General features: G+C 65.0%; 17 protein-coding genes, 1 tRNA gene and 1 riboswitch. Of the genes, 5 read left to right on the forward strand and 13 right to left on the reverse strand.

Annotation, left to right across the window (positions count from 1 at the left end):
• From PO768_RS20890 to rimP, 10 genes are all read right to left on the reverse strand, one after another.
• The coding region (locus PO768_RS20890) for an MFS transporter (protein ID WP_272647596.1) at positions 1 to 540 on the reverse strand (540 nt) is incomplete at its 3' end.
• Positions 541 to 630: 90 nt separating this feature from the next.
• Positions 631 to 2,616, reverse strand: a complete 1,986-nt coding sequence (locus PO768_RS20895; protein ID WP_442953275.1) for a gamma-glutamyltransferase family protein — start codon at positions 2,614 to 2,616, stop codon at positions 631 to 633.
• A gap of 81 nt (positions 2,617 to 2,697) precedes the next feature.
• On the reverse strand, positions 2,698 to 3,819 hold the full coding sequence (locus PO768_RS20900; protein ID WP_272647598.1) for an enoyl-CoA hydratase/isomerase family protein: 1,122 nt from the start codon (positions 3,817 to 3,819) through the stop codon (positions 2,698 to 2,700).
• An 11-nt stretch (positions 3,820 to 3,830) separates the two neighbouring features.
• Positions 3,831 to 4,736, reverse strand: a complete 906-nt coding sequence (locus PO768_RS20905) for a DMT family transporter (RefSeq protein WP_272647599.1) — start codon at positions 4,734 to 4,736, stop codon at positions 3,831 to 3,833.
• Positions 4,737 to 4,839: 103 nt separating this feature from the next.
• Entirely contained in the window at positions 4,840 to 6,663 is a 1,824-nt protein-coding gene (typA, locus tag PO768_RS20910; protein WP_262972711.1) for a translational GTPase TypA, read from the reverse strand.
• A complete protein-coding gene (truB, locus tag PO768_RS20915; protein ID WP_272647600.1) occupies positions 6,660 to 7,622 on the reverse strand; it encodes a tRNA pseudouridine(55) synthase TruB in 963 nt (320 codons plus the stop codon). Before truB ends, typA begins: the two co-directional genes overlap by 4 nt.
• Positions 7,623 to 7,631: 9 nt before the next feature.
• Entirely contained in the window at positions 7,632 to 8,042 is a 411-nt protein-coding gene (gene rbfA, locus PO768_RS20920) for a 30S ribosome-binding factor RbfA (protein ID WP_137944965.1), read from the reverse strand.
• Positions 8,043 to 8,135: 93 nt separating this feature from the next.
• On the reverse strand, positions 8,136 to 11,162 hold the full coding sequence (gene infB / locus PO768_RS20925; protein WP_137944964.1) for a translation initiation factor IF-2: 3,027 nt from the start codon (positions 11,160 to 11,162) through the stop codon (positions 8,136 to 8,138).
• 67 nt (positions 11,163 to 11,229) lie between these two features.
• Positions 11,230 to 12,705, reverse strand: coding sequence for a transcription termination factor NusA (gene nusA, locus PO768_RS20930; protein WP_137944963.1), 1,476 nt, complete (start codon positions 12,703 to 12,705; stop codon positions 11,230 to 11,232).
• Positions 12,702 to 13,256 carry a ribosome maturation factor RimP gene (rimP, locus tag PO768_RS20935; RefSeq protein WP_272647601.1) on the reverse strand — a complete coding sequence of 185 codons (555 nt, stop codon included), beginning with the start codon at positions 13,254 to 13,256 and terminating at the stop codon, positions 12,702 to 12,704. Before rimP ends, nusA begins: the two co-directional genes overlap by 4 nt.
• 264 nt (positions 13,257 to 13,520) lie before the next feature.
• Here rimP and fabI point away from each other — a divergent pair, with 264 nt between their 5' ends.
• A complete protein-coding gene (gene fabI, locus PO768_RS20940; protein WP_272647602.1) occupies positions 13,521 to 14,300 on the forward strand; it encodes an enoyl-ACP reductase FabI in 780 nt (259 codons plus the stop codon).
• Between the two features lie 119 nt (positions 14,301 to 14,419).
• Here the strand turns inward: fabI and PO768_RS20945 are convergent, their stop codons facing one another.
• Positions 14,420 to 16,684 carry an arginine/lysine/ornithine decarboxylase gene (locus PO768_RS20945; RefSeq protein WP_137944960.1) on the reverse strand — a complete coding sequence of 755 codons (2,265 nt, stop codon included), beginning with the start codon at positions 16,682 to 16,684 and terminating at the stop codon, positions 14,420 to 14,422.
• A gap of 153 nt (positions 16,685 to 16,837) precedes the next feature.
• On the opposite strand from PO768_RS20945, the gene PO768_RS20950 reads away from it, so the two are divergent.
• Both PO768_RS20950 and PO768_RS20955 read left to right on the forward strand, forming a co-directional pair.
• Positions 16,838 to 17,266, forward strand: a complete 429-nt coding sequence (locus PO768_RS20950; RefSeq protein WP_336297778.1) for an NfeD family protein — start codon at positions 16,838 to 16,840, stop codon at positions 17,264 to 17,266.
• A 27-nt stretch (positions 17,267 to 17,293) separates the two neighbouring features.
• Positions 17,294 to 18,205: an SPFH domain-containing protein gene (locus PO768_RS20955; RefSeq protein WP_272647603.1), complete on the forward strand. Its 912-nt coding sequence runs from the start codon at positions 17,294 to 17,296 to the stop codon at positions 18,203 to 18,205.
• Here PO768_RS20955 and ribB read toward each other — a convergent pair.
• Positions 18,202 to 18,822: a 3,4-dihydroxy-2-butanone-4-phosphate synthase gene (gene ribB, locus PO768_RS20960; protein ID WP_272647606.1), complete on the reverse strand. Its 621-nt coding sequence runs from the start codon at positions 18,820 to 18,822 to the stop codon at positions 18,202 to 18,204. The two genes, PO768_RS20955 and ribB, sit on opposite strands and share 4 nt — an antisense overlap.
• A 180-nt stretch (positions 18,823 to 19,002) precedes the next feature.
• Positions 19,003 to 19,154: riboswitch (FMN riboswitch) on the reverse strand.
• A gap of 134 nt (positions 19,155 to 19,288) precedes the next feature.
• Here ribB and PO768_RS20965 point away from each other — a divergent pair.
• Positions 19,289 to 19,378, forward strand: a tRNA-Ser gene (locus tag PO768_RS20965).
• A gap of 221 nt (positions 19,379 to 19,599) precedes the next feature.
• On the forward strand, positions 19,600 to 20,916 hold the full coding sequence (locus PO768_RS20970; protein ID WP_272647604.1) for a tyrosine-type recombinase/integrase: 1,317 nt from the start codon (positions 19,600 to 19,602) through the stop codon (positions 20,914 to 20,916).
• A gap of 719 nt (positions 20,917 to 21,635) precedes the next feature.
• Here PO768_RS20970 and PO768_RS29310 read toward each other — a convergent pair.
• A complete protein-coding gene (locus tag PO768_RS29310) occupies positions 21,636 to 22,103 on the reverse strand; it encodes a Crp/Fnr family transcriptional regulator (protein WP_442953276.1) in 468 nt (155 codons plus the stop codon).
• Positions 22,104 to 22,120: the final 17 nt, after the last annotated feature.

A 22,120-nucleotide genomic window follows, 5' to 3' on the forward strand; every position in this document is an offset into this window, starting at 1 on the left:
CAGGCCGGCCTGCAACCACAGCGCCGCGCCGGTCGACCAGGCCAGCAGGCTGCCGCCCAGCGCCGGCCCCAGCACCCGGCCCAGCGACTGCGCGCTGCGCTGCAGGCTCAGGGCATCGGGCAGCTGCGGGGTCTCGACCAGATCGGCGGCCACCGTCATCAGCGCCGGCATCAACAGGCCCGAGGCCAGCGCGCTCAGCAAGGCGGCCAGCAGGACCCAGCCGAGGTGATAGTGGTCGAGGCTGACCAGGCTGGCCAGCAGCAGGGCCACCAGCGCATAGAGCAGGAGGCCCAGCATGATCAGCCGGCGTTTGGCCAGGCGGTCGCCCAGCGGCGACAGCACCGGCATCACGATCACCGCCAGGGTGGCCGCGCTGAAACCGTAGATGGCCAGATCACGGGCTCCGCCCTGGCCGGCAATCCACCAGGGCGCGGCGACCGCACCGACCATCAGTGCCAGCCAGCTCAAGAGCTCGCTGCACAGCAAGGCCCGGAACGGAGGGCCCAGGGCGTCCACACGCCCGCGCAAGACGGCAATCACCGCATCTCCCTGCGGCGCCCTCTTGGGAGCGCCGCCATCTCGTTGTTGATTTGATTGGTGCCGGTGATTGTGGCCCAACGCGGGAGCGACTCAGGGCTTGAAGCTGTCACCCAGCGCCACGCCCTCGCGGCGCGGATCGGCGCCGCCGGTCAAGGTCGGCGTGCCATTGAGCGGCACGCGGATGATGGTGGAGATGCCGCTGGACTGGGCATTGACCGACACCGTATGCCCCAGCGCCCGCAGGCCGCTGACCAGGGGATCGGCCGCACCGCTGTTGGCGGCGTTCACATTCGGGTGCTCGCCGCCGACATTGGTGGTGACGCTGTTGGCGGCGCCGAAATCGATCAGATTGGTCGCCTGCTGGGCGTCCAGCCCCCAGTCCAGCGCGCCGACCACGGTCTTGATCACGTACTGGATGATGGTGCTGCCGCCGGGCGAGCCGGTGCCCATATAGAAGTCGCCGATCTTGCCGTCGGCAGCGGTCTTGAACACCAGGGTCGGCGCCATCGAGCTGCGCGGGCGCTTGCCGGCGGCCACGCTGTTGGCGATCGGCAGGCCGGCCCCGTCGGTCGGCGTGGCGGAGAAATCGGTCAGCTGGTTGTTGAGGACAAAGCCCTGGGTCATGTGGAAGGAGCCGAAGGAGCTTTCCACCGTGGTCGTCATCACGACCGCATTGCCCTCCTTGTCGACAATGGTCATATGGGTGGTGCCGTTCTCGGCCGTGCTGGACAGGCCTTGCGCGGGCGTGCCGAAGTCACCCGGCTGCGCCGTGCCCATGCTCTTGCTGACGCTCATCCGGCCGGCGCGGCCGCGCAGATCGGGGTTGGCCAGCATCGCCTCCCAGCTGCCGCCGGGCAGCGGCACGAACTCGGTGTCGGCGATGTATTTGTCGCGGTCGGCATAGGCCAGGCGACCGGCCTCGCTGATCAGGTGCACGCCGAACACGCTGGGCTTGCCGCCTTCCAGGTCGATCGCGCTGGGGCCGTGCAGGCTCAGATTGAAGTTCTCCAGCACGCCCAGGGCCGAGGCCACCGTGATGCCGCCCGACGAGGGCGGCGGCATGCCGCAGACCCAGTAGGCCCGGTAGGTGGTGCAGACGGCCTCGCGCTTCTTCGGCTGGTAGGCGGCCAGGTCGGCCAGCGTGGTCTTGCCCGGCGTGATGGGCGTGCCGCCGGTCGCGGCCGCGACGCCGATCTTGTCGACGATGGCCTGCGCGATGGGTCCGGTGTAGAAGGCATCGGCGCCGCCGTTGGCGATCGCCGTCAACGTCGCGGCATAGGCCGGGATCTTCAGCGTCGTGCCCAGGGCCTTGGCGCTCTGGTCGGCGTTGAAATAGGTGGCGGCGGCCTCGGCATCGGCCAGCAGATTGCTGCGCGAGGCGCTGATCGCGGCCGCCATGCGGCCACTGATCGCAAAGCCGTTGGTGGCCAGCTGGATGCCGGGCTGGAACAGCTCCTTCCAGGCGGTCCTGCCATGGGCTTTGTGGGCCATCTCCAGCATGCGCACGACGCCGGGCGTGCCGATCGAGCGGCCGCTGGCACGGGCATTCGGCTTGGGCGCGCTCTGGTCGCCGGCGTCATCGATCCAGCGCAGGTAGTTGGGCGTGGCGGCGGCCGGCGCGGTCTCGCGGCCGTCGTAGCTGACCACGGTCTTGGTCTTGGCGTCGTAGTGCAGCATGAAGGCACCGCCACCCAGTCCGCTGGACTGCGGTTCGACCAGGCCCAGCACCGCCTGCACGGCCACGGCCGCATCGGTGGCCGTGCCGCCGGCCTTCAGCACCTCACAGCCGGCCTTGCTGGCCAGCGGATTGGCCGTCACCACCATATAGCTCTTGGCATGCACCAGCTTCTTGCCGACGCGGTAACCCGAGGCCGGCTCGGGCGCCGCCGGATCCCCTGGCAGGCCCGAACCGACCACGACCGTGCCGGTATCGCTGATGGCCTGGCAAGCGGTGTCCGCCGGCGGCGGAAGGGGCGGATCCTCGTCATCGTCGCTGCCTCCACAGCTGCCGAGCAGCCACAGCGGGGCAAGCAGCAGGACGAGTTGGAGCGGGCGGGCAGATAGGCGCATGAGCATCTCCGTGGCAGGGTGGCGACCCATCCTAGGCTGCTACCCCGCCCTCCCCAGCTGCGCCGTGCGAATGCCGGATCGAGACCCCTAGAACAAGGCCCGCAGCGGATGCTGATCCGGCGCCCAGGGGCTCTCGAAGAAGGCCTCGACCATGGCCGGTGTCACGTCCTCGATGCGGGCCGGGTTCCAGCGCGGCGCATGGTCCTTGTCGACCGCCAGCGCGCGGATGCCTTCGACGGTCTCGCTGGCGGCGCCCGGGCGCAGCTGGAAACAGCGGTGCACCAGATCGCGCTCCATGCGCAGATCCTCGGCCAGGCTCATGCGGCGCGCGCGGCGCAGCTGCTCCAGGGTCACGGCCAGCATCAGCGGCGAGCGCTTGGCCAGGGCCGCATGGGTCCGCTGGGCCCACTCGTCGTCGACCTCGGCCCGCAGCGAGGCCATGATGGCAGCCACATCGGGCAATGAAAAATGGCGGTCGATGCGGGCCTGAAACTGCAGATGCTCGTCGGGCGGCGCCAGATCGGCCCGCTCCATCACGGTGGCGACCACATGCTCGGCACTGCCCTGCTCGCCGTGCCGGAAGGCCTCGATGATGGCGGGCAACTCGCTGCTCTGCACGAACACATCCGCGAGGTTCAGCTCGATCGCATCGCCGGCGCCTATCACCTGGCCGGTCAGCGCCAGCCACTCACCGATTCGGCCCGGGCATTGGCTCAGGAAGTAGCCGCCGCCGACATCGGGGAACAGGCCGATATGGGTCTCGGGCATCGCCAGCTTCGAGTGCTCGGTCAGCACGCGCAGCCGGGCGCCCTGGCTGATGCCCATGCCGCCGCCCATCACCACACCATCCATCAGGGCGATATAGGGCTTGGGATAGTGGTGGATCAGGTGGTTGAGCGCGTACTCCTCGGTGAAGAATTCCTCCAGGGCGCTGTCACCGGCCAGCGCGGCCTGGTGGAAAAAGCGGATGTCGCCGCCGGCGCAGAAGGCCGCCGGCTTTCCCTCGCGGCCGGCGCCCATGATCACCACGGCCTGGATCTGCGGCGCAGCGGCCCAGGTCTTCAGCAAGTGAGTGATGTCGCGGATCATCGCCAGCGACAGCGCGTTCAGCGCCGTGGCGCGATTCAGAGTGATCAGTCCCAGGCAGCCATTGATTTCGGCCAGGATCTGACCGTCGGACTGCAAGGTGGAGATGGCGGCGGACGGCATGTCCAGTTCCCTTAGTTTTTTGATCTTGTTCCGCAGGCCCGCGAGCGCAGGCCCAGCAACTCATTGCCCAGCAGGGCAAGCAGCACCATAGCACCCCCGGCCAGGGCGGCGGAAGACGGGGCTTCCCCAGCACCGAGCCAGGCCCACAGCACGCCGAAGATCACCTCCAGCAGACCCAGCAGCGCAATCTCGGGCGCGGCCAGCACGCGGGTCAGCCGCACCGCCAGCAGGCAGGGCACGGCCAGCTGGAACACACCGAGGCCGGCCAGCAGGGTCAGGTCATGCGCGCCGGCTTGCAAAGGCCAGGCCAGCGGCAGGGTCAGCGCTGCGGAGATCAGCGCGCCCAGCAGCACGGCCAGCAGCATGTCCGGGTCAGAGGCGCTGCCGGACTTGCCGCGCTGCACATGCTGCAGCAGGGTCCAGTTGGTGGCGGCGGCCAGCGGCACGGCGAACGCCACCGCGACGCCGATCAGCGCACCCGGCCCACCCTGCATCTCGTGGCCGAACATCCAGGCCATGCCCAGACTGCCCAGCGCGATCGCCGCCCAGGTGCGCGTTGGCAGCCGGTGGCGCAGAAAGACGCGGGCGAACAGCGCCGTGAGCAAGGGCCCTAGCGACATCGTCACCAGCACATTGGCCACCGAGGTCAGCGTGATGCTCACCATGAAGGCGGTGAACATCGTGGCCCAGCACAGGGCCGAGACCCAGACGCTGGCCGAGGCCCGCCGGATCTGCCCGGCCAGCGCCGGCCCGCGCATCCAGGCCAGCGCCGCCGCCAGCGCCAGCGCATTGAAGGCGCTGCGCCAGAACGTCACCTCGAAGCTGCGTGCCGCCTCCAGATGCCGCGTCACCACGCCCGCCGTGCTCCACAGCAGCGTGACAACAAGCATCAGCAATACCGCACGACGATGGGTCATGAATGTAGAGCGCCCCTGGAAGGGGCGCGGGCGTCATACATGCTGGAGCCCCCTCCTGGAGGGGGCTAGGGGGAGCTCACTCGCCGCGCAGCGAGCATTGCGCTCAAGAGCGCGATGCTCGCTTGCGTTCGTTCTCGGACAGATGGCGCTTGCGCAGACGCACGCTCTTGGGCGTGATCTCGACCAGCTCGTCGTCCTCGATGAACTCGACGCCGTACTCCAGGGTCAGCTCGATCGGCGGCGTGATCTTGATCGCGTCTTCCTTGCCGCTGACGCGGAAGTTGGTCAGCTGCTTGGTGCGGGTGGCGTTGACGACCAGATCGTTGTCGCGGCTGTGGATACCGACGATCATGCCTTCATAGACCGGGTCGTTGGGCTTGACGAACATGCGACCGCGGTCGTCCAGCTTGCCCAGCGCGTAGGTGAAGATTTCACCGGCATCCATCGAGATCAGCACGCCGTTCTTGCGGCTGGCGATCTCGCCCTTGTGCGGCTCGTAGCCGTCGAAGATATTGCTGATCAGGCCCGAACCGCGGGTCAGGTTCAGGAACTCATTGGAAAAGCCGATCAGGCCACGCGCCGGGATGCGGTACTCCAGGCGCACACGGCCACGGCCGTCCGGCTCCATATTGACCAGCTCGCCCTTGCGCTCGCCCAGCGCCTGCATCACGCCGCCCTGGTGGGTTTCCTCGACGTCGGCCGTCACCAGCTCGATAGGCTCGTGTTTGACGCCGTCAATGTCCTGGAACACCACGCGCGGCTTGCTGACGGCCAGCTCGTAGCCCTCGCGGCGCATATTCTCCAAGAGGATGGTCAGGTGCAGTTCACCGCGACCCATCACCTCGAAGATGCCGTCTTCGTCGGTTTCCTTGACGCGCAGCGCGACATTGCTCTGCAGCTCTTTTTGCAGGCGGTCCCAGATCTGGCGGCTGGTGACGAACTTGCCTTCACGACCGGCCAGCGGGCTGGTGTTGACGCAGAAGTTCATCGTCAGGGTCGGCTCATCGACCTTGAGCATCGGCAGCGGGGCCGGGTTGGCCACGCTGGTCACGGTCACGCCGATGCCGATTTCCTCGATGCCGTTGATCAGCACGATGTCGCCGGGGCCGGCTTCGGTGACCTGCACGCGGTCCAGACCCTGGAAGGTCAGCACATTGTTGACGCGACCCTTGACGGCCTTGCCGTCCGGGCCTTCCATCACCAGCACGTCCATCGCCGGCTTGATCGTGCCCTGGCTGATGCGGCCCACGCCGATGCGGCCGACGAAGGTGCTGTAGTCCAGCGCCGAGATCTGCAGCTGCAGCGGCGCGGCGGGGTCGCCCTTTTGCGGCGGCACATGCTTGAGCACGGTGTTGAACAGCGCCGACATATCCGGCCCCCACTGCTCGCCCGGCGCGCCCTCTTCCAGCGAGGTCCAGCCATTGATGCCGGAGGCATAGACGACCGGGAAGTCGAGCTGCTCGTCATTGGCGCCCAGCTTGTCGAACAGATCGAAGGCGGCGTTGATCACGGCGTCGGGCTTGGCACCGGGCTTGTCGACCTTGTTGACGACGACGATGGGCTTCAGGCCCAGGGCCAGCGCCTTCTTCGTGACGAAGCGGGTCTGCGGCATCGGGCCTTCCTGGGCGTCGATCAGCAGCACCACGCCGTCGACCATCGACAGCGCGCGCTCGACTTCACCGCCGAAGTCCGCGTGTCCGGGGGTGTCGACGATATTGATGTGGGTGCCTTCCCAGCTGACCGCGCAGTTCTTGGCCAGGATGGTGATGCCGCGCTCGCGTTCGATGGCGTTGTTGTCCATCACGGTGTCGACCACTTTTTCGTGCTCGGCGAAGGTGCCGGACTGGCGCAGCAGCTGGTCGACCATGGTGGTTTTGCCATGGTCGACGTGGGCGATGATGGCGATGTTGCGAATCTGCTTACTCATACGACGCTTTCAAAAAATCTGGGTTCGCTGCGGAGGCCTTCAACCTCCTGAGCGCTCAATAGTCGGTCGGCGATCAATTCGCCGGCGCTGATGTGTGCACTGCCTAGTAGCACATGCGGCTCGGGCCCGTAGACCCTGACATGCGCCGCATCTGCAACGGCAACACGGCGCCGCAGACCGGTGAGAAAACGGGCGGCCTCGTCGCCGGGCAAGCTCAGCGCGGGCCAGTCCGCCAGCAAGGCGTCCGGGGGGCGCAGCAAGGCCTCGCGCTCGGTCTCGGTCAGCGCCGCCAGCGCGTCCAGGCTGATGGCCTGGGCCACGCTCAGCGGGCCGGAGCCGATGCGGCGCAGCGCGCCCAGCGAGGCGCCGCAGCCCAGGATCTTGCCCAGGTCTTCGGCCAGCGTGCGGATATAGGTCCCCTTGGAGCAGCGCACCCGCAAGCTCAGGGTGTCATGCTGCCAATCCAGCATGTCAATCGAGTGAATCGTGACGCGGCGCGTCGGGCGTTCGACCTCGATGCCGGCGCGGGCGTACTCGTACAGCGGCCGGCCTTCGTGCTTGAGCGCCGAATACATCGGCGGCTTCTGCTCGATCTCGCCGCTCAGCGCGGCCAGCGCGGCGACGATCTGCTCGGCCGTCACCGCCACCTCGCGCTGCTCCAGCACCTCGCCCTCGGCGTCGCCGGTGGTGGTCGTGAGGCCCAGCCGCAGCACCGCGTCATAGGCCTTGTCGGCATCCAGGCTGACCTGGCTGAACTTGGTGGCCGCACCAAAGCACAGCGGCAGCAGCCCGGTGGCCAGCGGATCCAGCGTGCCGGTATGCCCGGCCTTCTCCGCCCGCAGCAGCCATTTGGCTTTCTGCAGCGCGTCGTTGCTGGACAGGCCCAGCGGCTTGTCCAGCAACAGCACGCCGTGCACGGCACGGCGTGTGATCCTGGGGCGCGGGGCGGGGTTGTTCATCGCGATGGCTCAGTCCTTGGCGGGCTCGCCAGCGCTACTGTCGGGCAGCGCGGGCTCGTCGTCCAGTGCCCGCGTCGCATTGGCCTTGTGGATCAGCGAGCTCAGCTCGGCCGCGCGCTCGATGCTGCGGTCGAAATGGAAGTGCAGGGTCGGCACGGTGTGGATCTGCAGGCGCTTGAACAAGCCGTTGCGCAGAAAGCCGGCGGCCTCGTTGAGGGCCGCCTCGGTCTCGACCGGATCGCCGACCAGCACCGAGAAGAACACCTTGGCATGGGCGTAATCGGGCGTGACCTCGACGGCATTGACCGTGGCCATGCCGATGCGCGGATCTTTCAACTCACGGACCAGCTCGGCCAGATCGCGCTGGATCTGGTCGGCCACGCGGAAACCGCGGTTGGGAATAGCTCGTTTATGTCGCATGCTCAACTCCTTGGCGCCCTGTAAACGCAAACCCCGCCTTCGTGTGGAAGGCGGGGTTTGCTGACAAGTCTTTCGACTGAGGGCAACGCCGCCTTACAGCGTTCGGGCCACTTCCTTGATCTCGAAGAATTCCAACTGGTCGCCCTCGGCGATGTCGTTGTAGTTCTTCAGCTTGATACCGCACTCGAAGCCTTCCTTGACTTCCTTCACATCGTCCTTCTCGCGGCGGACCGAGTCGACCTCGCCGGTGTAGACCACGATGTTCTCGCGCAGCAGGCGGAACTTGGCACCACGGCGCACCAGGCCCGAGGTGACCATCGAACCGGCCACCGTGCCGATCTTGGAGGCCACGAAGACCACGCGGATCTCGGCCGTGCCGATGACTTCCTCGCGCTGCTCGGGAGCCAGCATGCCGGTCATCGCTGCCTTCACCTCATCCACGGCGTCATAGATGATGTTGTAGTAGCGGATGTCGACCGCATTGCCTTCGGCCAGCTTGCGCGCACCGGCATCGGCCCGGGTGTTGAAGCCGATGATGACCGCCTTGGAGGCGATCGCCAGATTGACGTCGCTCTCGCTGATGCCGCCCACGGCCGCGTGCACGATCTGCACCTTGACCTCGGGCGTCGACAGCTTGAGCAACGACGAAGCCAGCGCTTCCTGCGAGCCTTGCACATCGGCCTTGATGATCAGGCTCAGGGTCTGCTGATCGCCACCGATGTTCTCGAACATGTTCTCGAGCTTGGCGGCCTGCTGGCGAGCCAGCTTGACATCGCGGTACTTGCCCGAACGGAAGGTCGCGATCTCGCGCGCCCGACGCTCGTCGGACAGCACCATGAACTCGTCGCCGGCCTGCGGCACTTCGGTCAGACCCTGGATTTCCACCGGGATCGACGGACCCGCCTCGGTACAGGCCTTGCCGTCCTCGTCCAGCATGGCGCGCACGCGGCCATAGGTCGAGCCGGCCAGCACCACATCGCCACGCTTCAGGGTGCCGCTTTGCACCAGGATGGTCGCGACCGGACCGCGGCCCTTGTCCAGCTTGGCTTCGATCACCAGACCCTTGGCCATCGAATCCTTGGCGGCCTTGAGTTCCAGCACTTCGGCCTGCAGCAGCACCTGTTCCAGCAGGGCATCGATGCCCTCGCCGGTCTTGGCCGAAACCGGCACGAACGGCGACTCGCCGCCGAACTCTTCGGGCACCACCTCTTCGGCCACCAGCTCGCTCTTCAGGCGTTCCAGATTGGCACCGGGCTTGTCGATCTTGTTCATCGCCACAACCAGGGGCACGCCGGCCGCCTTCGCGTGGTGGATGGCTTCCTTGGTCTGCGGCATCACGCCGTCGTCCGCCGCCACCACCAGGATGACGATGTCGGTGGCCTTGGCGCCGCGGGCACGCATCTGCGTGAAGGCCGCGTGACCCGGGGTGTCCAGGAAGGTGATCATGCCGCGCGGCGTGTCGACGTGGTAAGCGCCGATGTGCTGCGTGATGCCACCGGCTTCACCGGCGGCCACGCGGGCACGGCGGATGTAGTCCAGCAGCGAGGTCTTGCCGTGGTCGACGTGACCCATGACCGTGACCACCGGCGCACGCGACAGCAGCTCGTGGGTCTGCTCGGTGACGCCCTCTTCCTCGAGGAAGGCATCAGGATCGTCCAGCTTGGCCGCGAAGGCCTTGTGACCCATTTCTTCCACGACGATCATCGCGGTTTCCTGGTCCAGCTGCTGGTTGATCGTGACCATCTGGCCGAGCTTCATCAACTGCTTGATGACCTCGGAGGCCTTGATGGACATCTTGTGCGCCAGATCGGCCACCGAGATGGTCTCGGGGATGTGCACTTCCTGCACCACCGGTTCCGACGGCGCGACGAAGTTGGACGGTGCGCCACCACGATCATCGCGACCGCCGCGACGGCCACCGGCGCCACCCTTGGGTGCGCGCCAGCCCGAGGACGGACGGGCACCGGCGGGGCCGGTCGAACCAATGGTCTTCAGACCGCGTTTCTTGGCGGCGTCGTCGGCCCAGCTGCTCGACAGCTTCTCGGACTTGACCGACTTCTTGTCGCCCGGCTTGGCAGCCCCGGCAGCGGCCGGCGCGGGAGCGCCCGGCGTGCCCGGCTTCTTATGGATCGTGCCCTTGATTTCCTTGGCCGCGTCCTTGACCTCCGGCTTCGGCTCTTCCTTCTTCGCGACCATCACCTTCTTCGGTGCATTCATCATCGCGCGGATCGCCGCTGCCTCGGCCTCGGCAGCCTTGCGGCGGCGCTCCAGGTCGACCTGTTTCTGCTTCTCTTCGGCGCCCACATCGACCGCCTTGATCACCCGCAGCGCGGGCTTGGGCGGCTCGACCGGTGCTGCCGGTGCAGCCGGCGCGGCGACGGGCGCCGCAGGTGCGGCGGCTTCCGGAGCCGGTGCGGCCACTTCGGGCGCTGGTGCAGCGGCCGCGGCACGACGCCCGCCACCGGCCACCGCCTTGTTGATCGCGGCAGCAGCTACCTTGGCGGCTTCACGGGCCGCCGAGTTGTCAGCAGCGGCAGCCGGTTTGGCTTTGGCGGCCTTGGCCGCAGCGGCGTCGGCCGCAGCCTTGGCCGCAGCTTCCTCGGCAGCGCGGGCTTCGGCAGCCAGCTTGTCCTGGCGGCGCTGCTCTTCGGCGGCACGGGCGGCGCGCTCGGCTTCCTCACGCTCGCGCACGCGGATCGCCAATTCCTCTTCCTGGCGGCGCAGGGCTTCGGCCTGAGCCTGGGCTTCCTCTTCGCGACGCTGCAGATCAGCTTCTTCGGCGGCGGCGGCGCCAGCCTCGTCCAAGCCACCCGGGGCGTCATCGCGCTTGACGAAGGTGCGCTTCTTGCGCACCTCGACCTGGATGGTGCGGGCCTTGCCGCTGGCGTCGGCCTGCTTGATCTCGCTGGTCGACTTGCGGGTCAGCGTGATCTTCTTGCGGTCGGCGCCGCCGGTACCGTGCGCGGTGCGCAGGTAGTCCAGCAGACGTTCCTTGTCGGCTTCGTTGAGGGCGTCATCGGTAGACGCCTTTTTGACGCCCGCAGCTTGCAGCTGCTCAAGCAGCGTGCTCGCAGGCCTTTGAAGCTCTGCAGCGAACTGGGCGACGGTAGTCACAGCCATTGTTGGATCCTTAACTTATGCGTTCTTTGCTGTGCGAATGATGGGTTGGTGCGGGCATCTCGCTGCCTCAGACAAACCAATGTTCGCGGGCCTTCATGATCATGGCGCGGGCCGCAGCCTCGTCCATGCCGGCCAGTTCAACGAGCTCGTCGACGGCCAGATCGGCCAAGTCGTCACGGGTATGGATATTGCCGTCAGCGAGCTTGGCGACCAGTTCGGGCGTCATGCCGTCCAGGTCGCGCAGGTCTTGGGACACTTCCTCGACCTTTTCCTCGCGTGCAATTTCCATGGTCAGCAGCGCATCCTTGGCCCGGGTGCGCAACTCGTTGACCGTGTCCTCGTCGAAGGCCTCGATTTCCAGCATTTCCTGCATAGGCACATAGGCCACTTCTTCCAGGCTGGTAAAACCCTCGGCGATCAGGATGTCGGCGACTTCGGCATCGACGTCGAGCTTGTCGACGAAGAGCTTGCGCACCGATTCCGATTCGATCTCATGCTTGGCCGCGGATTCCTCGGCCGACATGATATTGATACGCCAGCCGGTCAGCTCGGAAGCGAGCCGCACGTTCTGGCCGCCACGGCCGATCGCGATGGCGAGGTTTTCCTCGTCCACCACCACGTCCATGGCATGTCGTTCTTCGTCCACCACGATGGACTGCACATTCGCCGGCGCCAGCGCGCCGATCACGAACTGGGCCGGATCTTCCGACCACAGCACGATGTCCACGCGCTCGCCGGCCAGCTCATTGGTCACGCCGTTGACGCGCGAACCGCGCACGCCGACGCAGGTGCCGATCGGATCGACCCGCTTGTCATGCGACAGCACGGCGATCTTGGCGCGGCTGCCGGCATCGCGGGCGCAGCTCTTGATCTCCAGCAGGCCCTGCTCGATCTCGGGCACTTCCTGTGCAAACAGCTCCTTCATGAACTCGGGCGAGGAGCGCGAGAGCATGATTTGCGGGCCGCGCTGGGTCGGGTCGATGCCCAGGATGACGGCGCGCACGCGGTCACCGGTGCGCAGGTTTTCCTTCGGGATCATCTCGCCGCGCTTGAGGCGGCCTTCGATACGGCCCGACTCGGCAATGATGTCGCCCTTGTCCAGGCGCTTGACGGTGCCCATGAAGATCTTCTCGCCGCGCGACAGGAAGTCGTTGAGCAGCTGCTCGCGCTCGGCGTCGCGGATCTTCTGCAGGATCACCTGCTTGGCGGCCTGGGCACCGATACGACCGATCGGCACCGAGTCGATCGGCTCCTCGATATGGTCCTCGACCTCGATGTCGGCGATCTGCTCCTGCGCTTCGAACAGCAGGATCTCGGCGTCGGCATTCTGCAGGCCGGCCTCATTGGGCACGACATGCCAGCGACGGAAGGTCTCGTAAGCGCCCGAATCGCGGTCAACGGAGACGCGGATGTCCACCTCGCCGCCATACAACTTCTTGGTGGCCGAGGCCAGGGCAGCTTCCACCGCGCCAAACACCACATCGCGCTCCACGCTCTTCTCGCGCGAAATCGCATCCACCAACATCAACAGTTCGCGGTTCATTGCTCAGGACCTCCGTCAACCTTGTCATCCTTGGGCACGGCACTGGGCTTGCCGGCCTTCTTGTCTGGCGCCGGCTTGGCGCCGCGCCCCTTGAAGTTCACCACCGGCACCAGTCGTGCCTCGCGGACCTCTTCAAGCGAAAAATCCAATGCCTGATCGCTCTTGCCATCATTGAAGACCAGACGCCAGCCCTCGCCCGCGGCTTCCAGCAGACCCTTGTACTTTTTGCGCCCCTGGAACGGCATGCGCAGGGTCACCTCGATCTCCTGGCCGGCAAAGCGCTGGTAGTCGGCCGCCTTCTTCAGCGGGCGATCCAGGCCGGGCGAGGACACCTCAAGGCGCTCATAGGCGCAGTTCTCGACTTCGAGCACATACTGCAGCTGGCGCGTCACGCGCTCGCAGTCTTCCACCGTGATCAGCTCGCCGGCCAGAGCCTGCTCAGGCAATTTGTCAATATAGACACGCAGCAGGCCGCCGGGGCTGCGTTCGCAGTCCACCATGTCGTAACCCAGACCGGTCACGGTTTTTTCAACGGCGGCTTGCCAGTTCATGCTTTGACTCATGCAGCGGGTATCTCGGGCTCTCTGGAGGACTGTCGGTATGTAAAAGCGATCAAGCAAAAAAAATGGGCTGGATGAATCCGCCCACCTCAGTGCCTCGCCAAAAAGTCTTTGAACAGCCTTTGAAGAATCTTCAAAGCCCCTCAGCGAAGGCAGGATTGTACTATGCAAGCACCATGCCCGCAAGCTGCGGCGCTCGCGAAGTACCGATGGCATGCCAAAATCCGAGGCTTATTTTAATGACAAGGAGCCACCATGGGTTTTCTCGCCGGCAAGCGACTGCTGATCACGGGCGTGCTGTCCAACCGCTCGATTGCCTACGGCATCGCCAAAGCCTGCCACCGCGAGGGGGCCGAGCTGGCTTTCAGCTACCAGGGTGAGCGTTTCAAGGAGCGCATCACCGAGTTTGCCGCCGAATTCGGCTCCAAGCTCGTTTTTGATTGCGATGTGTCGGACGACGCCCAGATCCAGGCGCTTTTCGACCAGTTGGGCGAGGCCTGGCCCGAGTTTGATGGTTTTGTCCACTCGATCGGTTTCGCGCCGCGCGAAGCGATCGCCGGCGACTTCCTCGACGGACTGACGCGAGAGAACTTCCGCATCGCCCACGACATCTCGGCCTACAGCTTCCCGGCCATGGCCAAGCTGGCCGCACCGCGCCTGCGCGCAGGCAGCTCGCTGCTGACACTGAGCTATCTGGGCGCCGAGCGCTATGTGCCCAACTACAACACTATGGGCCTGGCCAAGGCCTCGCTGGAAGCCAGCGTGCGCTATCTGGCGCATTCACTGGGCGCCAAGGGCGTGCGCGTCAACGGCATCTCGGCCGGCCCGATCAAGACCCTGGCCGCCTCGGGCATCAAGGACTTCGGCAAGCTGCTGAGCCAGTTCGCCGCCAGCGCACCGATCCGGCGCAATGTGACGATCGAGGATGTCGGCAACACCGCCGCCTTCCTGTTCTCCGACCTGTCCAGCGGCATCAGCTCCGAGATCATCTATGTCGACGGCGGCTTCAGCCACGTCGCCATGTCGGCAGAGTAAGCCGCCGCCCGCCGGGCCGCTCCCAAGGGCGGCCGAACGAAAAAAGCGCCGGTCAAGCCGGCGCTTTTTCATCCCCTCGGGGGATCGCCCAGGTATGCCCTGGGCGAGAGGCTTACCACTCAGCCGGCCGAGACGCAGTCGACGTAGTAAGTCGACTTGCCGTCCTCGCCCTTCTCTTCCACCAGGCCATGCACATCGGTGGCAAAACCGGGGAACTTGGCATTGAACTCGCGGGTGAACTTCAGGTAGTCGACGATCTTCTTGTTGAAGCGCTCGCCCGGGATCAAGAGCGGGATGCCGGGCGGATAAGGCGTCAGCAAGGAGGTCGTGACCCGGCCTTCCAGATGGTCGACCGCCACCCGCTCGGTCTTGCGGTGCGCGATATGGGCATAGGCATCGCTGGGCTTCATCGCCGGCTCCAGGTCCGACAGATAGACCTCGGTGGTCAGGCGCGCGATATCGCCCTTGGCATATGCCTCGTGGATGCTCTGGCACAGATCACGCAGGCCCATGCGCTCGTAGCGCGGCTGGGCGGCCACGAACTCCGGCATGATGCGCCACAGCGGCGCGTTCTTGTCGTAGTCGTCCTTGAACTGCTGCAAGGCGGTCAGCAAGGTGTTCCAGCGGCCCTTGGTGATGCCTATCGTGAACAGGATGAAGAACGAGTACAGGCCGGTCTTCTCGACCACGACGCCATGCTCGGCCAGGAATTTGGTGACGATGGAGGCCGGGATGCCGCTGTCGGCGAACTTGCCGCTCATGTCCAGGCCGGGCGTGATGATGGTGGACTTGATCGGGTCCAGCATATTGAAGCCGGCGGCGATATTGCCGAAGCCATGCCACTTCTCGTTGGCCTTCAGCATCCAGTCAGCCGGCTTGCCGAAGCCGTCCTCGGTCAGCTTGTCCGGGCCCCAGACCTTGAACCACCAGTCCTTCTTGCCATAGTCCTTCTCGACCTTGCGCATCGCGCGGCGGAAGTCCAGCGCCTCCGAGATGCTTTCTTCCACCAGGGCCGTGCCGCCGGGCGGCTCCATCATCGCCGCCGCGACATCGCAGCTGGCAATGATCGAGTACTGCGGGCTGGTGCTGGTGTGCATCAGATAGGCTTCGTTGAACAGATGCTTGTCCAGCTTGACGTTCTGCGAGTCCTGCACCAGCACCTGCGAGGCCTGGCTCAGGCCGGCCAGCAGCTTGTGGGTCGACTGCGTGGCATAGACCATCGCGGTCTTCGGGCGCGGGCGGTTCTTGCCCATCGCATGGAAGCTGCCGTAGAAGTTGTGGAAGGCCGCATGCGGCAGCCAGGCCTCGTCGAAATGCAGGGTATCGATCCAGCCGTCGAGCTTGGCCTTGATGGTCTCGGTGTTGTAGAGCACGCCGTCATAGGTGCTCTGCGTCAGCGTCATGATGCGCGGCTTGACCTTCTTGGCATCCACGCCCTTGAGTAGCGGATTCTTCGCGATCTTCTTCTTGATCGACTCCGGCGAGAACTCGCTCTCGGGAATCGGGCCGATGATGCCGTAGTGGTTGCGCGTCGGGGTCATGAAGACCGGCACCGCGCCGGTCATGATGATGGCGTGCAGGATGCTCTTGTGGCAGTTGCGGTCGACCACGACCACATCGCCCGGCGCCACCGTGTGGTGCCAGACCATCTTGTTGGAGGTCGAGGTGCCATTGGTGACGAAGAAGCAGTGGTCGGCATTGAAGATGCGCGCCGCATTCTTCTCCGAGGCCGCCACCGGGCCGGTGTGGTCCAGCAGCTGACCGAGTTCCTCGACCGCATTGCAGACGTCGGCGCGCAGCATGTTCTCGCCGAAGAACTGGTGGAACATCTGACCCACCGGGCTCTTCAGGAAGGCCACGCCGCCGGAGTGCCCAGGGCAATGCCAGCTGTAGGAACCGTCCTGCGCATAGTCCATCAGCGCCTTGAAGAACGGCGGCGCCAGCCCGTCCAGATAGCTCTTGGCCTCGCGGATGATGTGGCGGGCCACGAACTCCGGCGTGTCTTCGAACATATGGATGAAGCCATGCAGCTCGCGCAGCACATCATTGGGCAGATGCTGGGAGGTGCGGGTCTCGCCATACACATAGATCGGGATGTCCGCGTTCTTGAAGCGGATCTCCTCGATGAATTTGCGCAGGCTCAGCACGGCCGGATCGAGCTCCGGGCCGGGCGTGAACTCGTTGTCGTCGATCGACAAGATGAAGGCGCTGGCCCGGCTCTGCTGCTGGGCGAACTGGCTCAGATCGCCGTAGCTGGTGACGCCCAGCACCTCGAAGCCCTCTTTCTGGATCGCATCAGCGAGGGCTCGGATACCCAGACCGGACGTATTCTCCGAGCGGTAGTCCTCATCAATGATCACAATCGGAAAGCGAAAACGCAGCATTCGGGGCCTCCAAAGGGCTGGGGCAAAAAAAACAGAAGGCGCGAAGTGTAGGGCCAAGCATTGCCCGTGCGCGCGCGCCTTCGCGCTTTGTCTCACAAAGCGCACGAGCCCGGGCACTACACTCGATTCACATCATGAGCTTGGGGAGGTGACATGGACATGAATCAGGCCACCGTCTGGTGGCTGATCGCCGGCGCCCTGGTGGCCATAGAACTGGCCACCGGCACGTTTTATCTGCTGATGCTTGCCGTCGGCGCCGCCGCTGCCGCACTGGCCGCCCATCTGGGCCTGGGCCTGACGGCGCAGATCGCCACAGCCGCCGTGGTCGGCGGCGCCGCCGTCGTGCTCTGGCATCAAAAGCGCGCCGCCCGTGGCCAGGCCGCCCCCGCCAACGCCAATCCCGATGTCAATCTGGACATCGGCCAGAGCGTGCAGGTCGATCACTGGCAGCCCGGCGGCCGCGCGACGGTCAAGTACCGCGGCGCCGACTGGCAGGCCCGCTACCAGGGCAGCGACACCCCTGTCGCCGGTCGCTATGTGATACGCGCGGTCGAGGGCAGCTGCCTGCTGCTGGATCACTGACACCATCACCAAGAGGGAGCCTCATTCATGGAAATCGCACTGGTTCTGCTGGTCATCGCGGCCATCTTCGTGGCCCGCTCGATCAAGGTCGTGCCGCAACAAAACGCCTGGGTGGTCGAGCGCCTGGGCAAGTTCCATGCGACCTTGACACCGGGGCTGAACTTCCTCGTGCCCTTTGTCGACCGCCTGGCCTACAAGCATTCGCTGAAGGAAATCCCGCTCGACGTGCCCAGCCAGGTCTGCATCACCAAGGACAACACCCAGCTGACGGTGGACGGCATCCTCTATTTCCAGGTGACGGACGCGATGCGCGCCAGCTACGGCTCCAGCAACTACATCGTCGCGATCACCCAGCTGGCCCAGACCACCCTGCGCTCGGTGATCGGCCGCATGGAGCTGGACCGCACCTTCGAGGAGCGCGCCATCATCAACACCTCGGTCGTCGAGGCGCTGGACGAGGCCGCGCTGAACTGGGGCGTAAAGGTGCTGCGCTACGAGATCAAGGACCTGACCCCGCCGCCGGCCATCCTGCATTCGATGCAGGCCCAGATCACCGCCGAGCGCGAAAAGCGCGCCCTGATCGCCGCCTCCGAGGGCCGCCGCCAGGAGCAGATCAATATCGCCACCGGCGAGCGCGAGGCCGCCATCGCCCGCTCCGAGGGCGAGAAACAGGCCGAGATCAACAAGGCCCAGGGCGAGGCTGCCGCGATCACCGCGGTGGCCGACGCCACCGCCGACGCGATCCGCAAGATCGCCGCCGCCATCGAGCAACCGGGCGGCCAGCAGGCCGTGCAGCTGAAGGTGGCGGAAAAGGCCGTCGATGCCTATGCCCAGCTGGCCCAGAAAAACAACACGATGATTGTCCCGGGCAATATGAGCGAGGTCGGCGGCCTGATCGGCACCGCGATGGCCCTGATGAAGGGCCACAAATCCGGTTAAGCAGCCTGACGCCAGCCCTTTTGCCGGTAGTCGGCCAGCTCGGCAATGCTGAGCATCGGCAGGCCATGGTGATGGGCAAAGTCCAGCACCTGCTGGCCGCGGCTCATCGTGCCATCGGCATTCATCAGCTCGCACAGCACCGCCGCACCCGACAGGCCCGCCATCAGGGCCAGATCGACCGAGCCCTCGGTATGGCCGCGCCGCGCCAGCACGCCGCCAGGCGCCGCGCGCAAGGGGAACACATGGCCGGGTCGCGCCAGATCGGCCGGCTCCGCATCGGGCGCGATCGCCGCACGCACCGTCGTCAGCCGGTCGGCCGCGCTGACACCGGTGCTCACCCCCTGACTGGCCTCGATGCTGACGGTGAAGGCCGTGCCAAAGCGGCTTTCATTATTGGCCACCATAGGCGGCAGCGCCAGCCGCTCGATCTGTGCGTCCTGCAGGCACAGGCAGACGATGCCGCTGCACTCGCGGATCAGCAGGGCCATCGAGGCCTCGCTCAGGCGCTCGGCCGCGATGATCAGATCGGCCTCGTCCTCGCGGTCGTCGTCATCGGTCAGCAGCACCGGCTTGCCGGCGCGCATCGCGATCAGCGCCGCCGCCAGGCGTGCGGGCATGCGCAGGATCTCCTGCTCGCTGCAGGCCGCAGCGTCGGGGTGCAAAGGGGTAGAAATAGCGTGTTGAGACATGTTGAAACGCTCCTCGTGAAAGGTGAGAGAAGACATTTCAGGGCGCGCAAACAAGCACCCGACGCCGCGCGGGCGAACAGTCGCCCACGCCGCAACGAGCGCTTGTTGGCACATCTTCTTTCATCCGGACTGTGACCGTCGGCCCTGGCATCGCACCAGATCTGCTGACCTCGAACCGGGGAGGTCCGAGCGCTCGCGGGCTCACCAGCTCGCGCTGGCCTACCGCCGGTGGGGAATTCCGCCCCGCCCTGAAGACGTGTGCCGGCCTGCGCCGGCGCCGCTATCGTAGCCGCGCCCATGGCGGCACCGCTGTCCGCTGTGCGACTTGCGCGCCCATCGAGCGAAGCGACTTTCGCTCAAGCCGGATCAAAACTGCGCTATGATGGCGGGCTTCGGAGAGGTGGATGAGCGGTTTAAGTCGCACGCCTGGAAAGCGTGTGTGGGTTTATCCCCACCGCGGGTTCGAATCCCGCCCTCTCCGCCAAGACACACTTCTCAAGAAGTCCAAAGCCGTCCCAAGGACGGCTTTTTTTCGTCCTTTTCATAGGAAAAAGGCCCCCACCACCCCAAGAGGACATCCCAGGTCGCCTCGCAACATCCTGTTGCTTCCCGCACTTTTTTGTGGGTGGGATTGGGGGTAAGCTTTGTGGGTAGAAATTTCGAGATCCTCGGAATTTTGTGGGTAGACTTTTTGGAGAAGTCACCATGGCAACCAAGCAAGGCCCTCATGTCATCCACCGACTGAGTCCGCTGGTCGTAAAGAACACCAGGAAGCCTGGTTACTACGCAGATGGGGGAAATTTGTACCTTCAGGTTTCCCCAGGCGGCGCCAAGAGTTGGCTGTTTCGCTTTCGCTTGAAGGGGCGGTCCCGCGAAATGGGGCTCGGGCCGCTCCATTCCATTGACCTCGAAGCGGCCCGCCAATTGGCCAAGGCACACCGCACGAGATTGCTTTCAGGGGTCGATCCGATCGACAGCCGCAATTCAGAGAGAAGTGCGCTGCTCGCCAAAGAGGGCGCACGGAGCGATCGTAAGAAGTGGAGTTGGTGCTGCGAGACCTACGTTGCCGACGTCAAGATCCCCGAACTGACCAACGCTAAACACGCCGCGCAGTGGGGAACCACGCTTTCCACCTACACCTATCCCTTGCTAGGCGACAAGTGGGTGGACGAGATCACCCTGCACGATGTCTTTGCCGTCCTCAAGCCGATCTGGCTTGAGATCAACGAGACCGCCACCCGGGTCCGCTCTCGGATGGAAGCTGTGTGGGGCTGGGCCAAGGTGAAGAACTACTGCAGCGGCGACAACCCAGCAGTCTGGAAAGCAAACCTCCAGCATCTGCTCTCGTCTCCAGACAAGGTGCAAGACGAAGGCCATCATCCCTCCCTGCCCTACGAGCGGATGGGTGCCTTCATGACGCGGCTACACGAGATCCAAGACGCCAACATCAAGTTCCGCCGTTCGATCTCTCCGGCAATGGCCCTGGAGTTCGCCATCCTGACTGCCATGCGGACCAATCCCATCATCTTGGCCACGTGGAGCGAGATCGATGAGGAAAGGCAACTCTGGACAGTCCCAACGGAACACATGAAGGGCAAGTTCCCCATGCGGGTTCCCCTATCAGCCCGGGCTATGGATATCCTTCAGTTGATGAAGCCCCACCGCTTGGACAGTTGCCCGTTGGTCTTTCAGTGGCGTGGCGTCGGGCTTTACAACACTTCGATGTTGAATGTCATCGGCAACATGGACGAGCGCGAACCCAAGACCTGGATTGATCCGAGGATGGAAGGCCGCCGTGTGACCGTGCACGGTTTCAGATCAACCCTGACCGATTGGGCTGCGGAAACCACCGACCACGACTTCAAGGTTTACGACAAAGCACTGGCACACAGCGAGGCAAACCAGACAGTTGCAGCCTATCTGCGTGGCGATATGCTGGCTAAACGTCGCCTCCTCATGGAAGACTGGGGGAAATTTTGCAGCTCAGTCGTTGCTCCGCGACTGGCGACGACCATGGCCTGAATGGCTTCGGGCCAAGCCGGCTTTGGCGGCATGGCCAATCGTCAGCCATCGCGGAGTTGCCGCCCAGCCGCCGGAGTCCAACACCATCACAGTAAGCAGCAGAGCTGGGCGACGCAAGGCTGGCGCCGATCCCCGCCCGAAGCGCAAGAAATGGACTCGGACGGGCTCAGCGACTTCCTCGATCCAAATCAGGTAGTTCCACCGCGCGGACTATGCGTGGCTCGCGCACAGCGGCGGGCCTTTTCCGCCCGTCATGTAGCCACGAACCGCATTTGCAAGCTTCATATCCGCAGGGTCGTCCGACGATTCCAGCACTTGGATGATGGCCTGCCATGCAGTACTGCGGGTGCGTATTCCACGCGATCGCGGACACCGTTTCGCTCTGATGGCGGACAGCATTCCGCCGTGATGGCGGACACCGTTCCACGCTGATGGCGGACAGCATTCCAAACTGATCGCGGACACCGGGAGGGTGTCCTGAGTGACCCAACGAGGCATAGGCTGCCCGGCTTTGGCCGGGAGAGGCGATGCCCACACCAAGGGTCCTCATGAGCAAGATCAGACAAGCACTTCAACTGCTGGCCGACGCCAGCCTCAGCACCCGGCAGGCAGGTGGCTGCCGCTTTGGGCATCAGCAAGACCACCGTCAGCGAGATCGCGATGTATGCGCGCGATGCTGGCGTCGATCTTGGCCGATTAGAGGGCATGAATATCGTTGTTTAGCGGGTCATGGCTTGGGCCCCGGTGTCACAGCTGCATGCAATCTCTCGAAGGCCTGTGGCGTTCAACACCGTCAACCCGCCTCGGCCAACTTGAACGACACCCCGTCGCTGCAACTCACTGGCCGCTCGATTGAGTTGCCCCCTGCTCACGCCGAGCATTGTCGCCAGCGCGTACTGAGTCGACGAAAGGGTGTCTGCATCCATGAGTTTGCAGCTCGCGAGCAGCCACCGGGCCAGTCGTTGAACGGTGGTATACCGAGGGGCGCAAGCGACCGCCAGGGTGATCTGGTTCATACAGAACCCCACATACGCAAGCAGCAGACACTTCAGATGCCTGCTCCGTGCAAGCGCAGCGTCGAGCGCCTCTGCATCAACCCGATGCGCAACGGCACGGCTTTGAACGACACAACCCACTTGAATCGCCCCGGGTTTCGAGGAGGCTCCAACTGTAGAGAATGGAGCCATGAAGAAGTCCCCGAAGT

Origin of the sequence: Paucibacter sp. XJ19-41, from assembly GCF_028462495.1 — a bacterium.
Taxonomy (GTDB): Bacteria; Pseudomonadota; Gammaproteobacteria; order Burkholderiales; family Burkholderiaceae_C; genus Roseateles_E.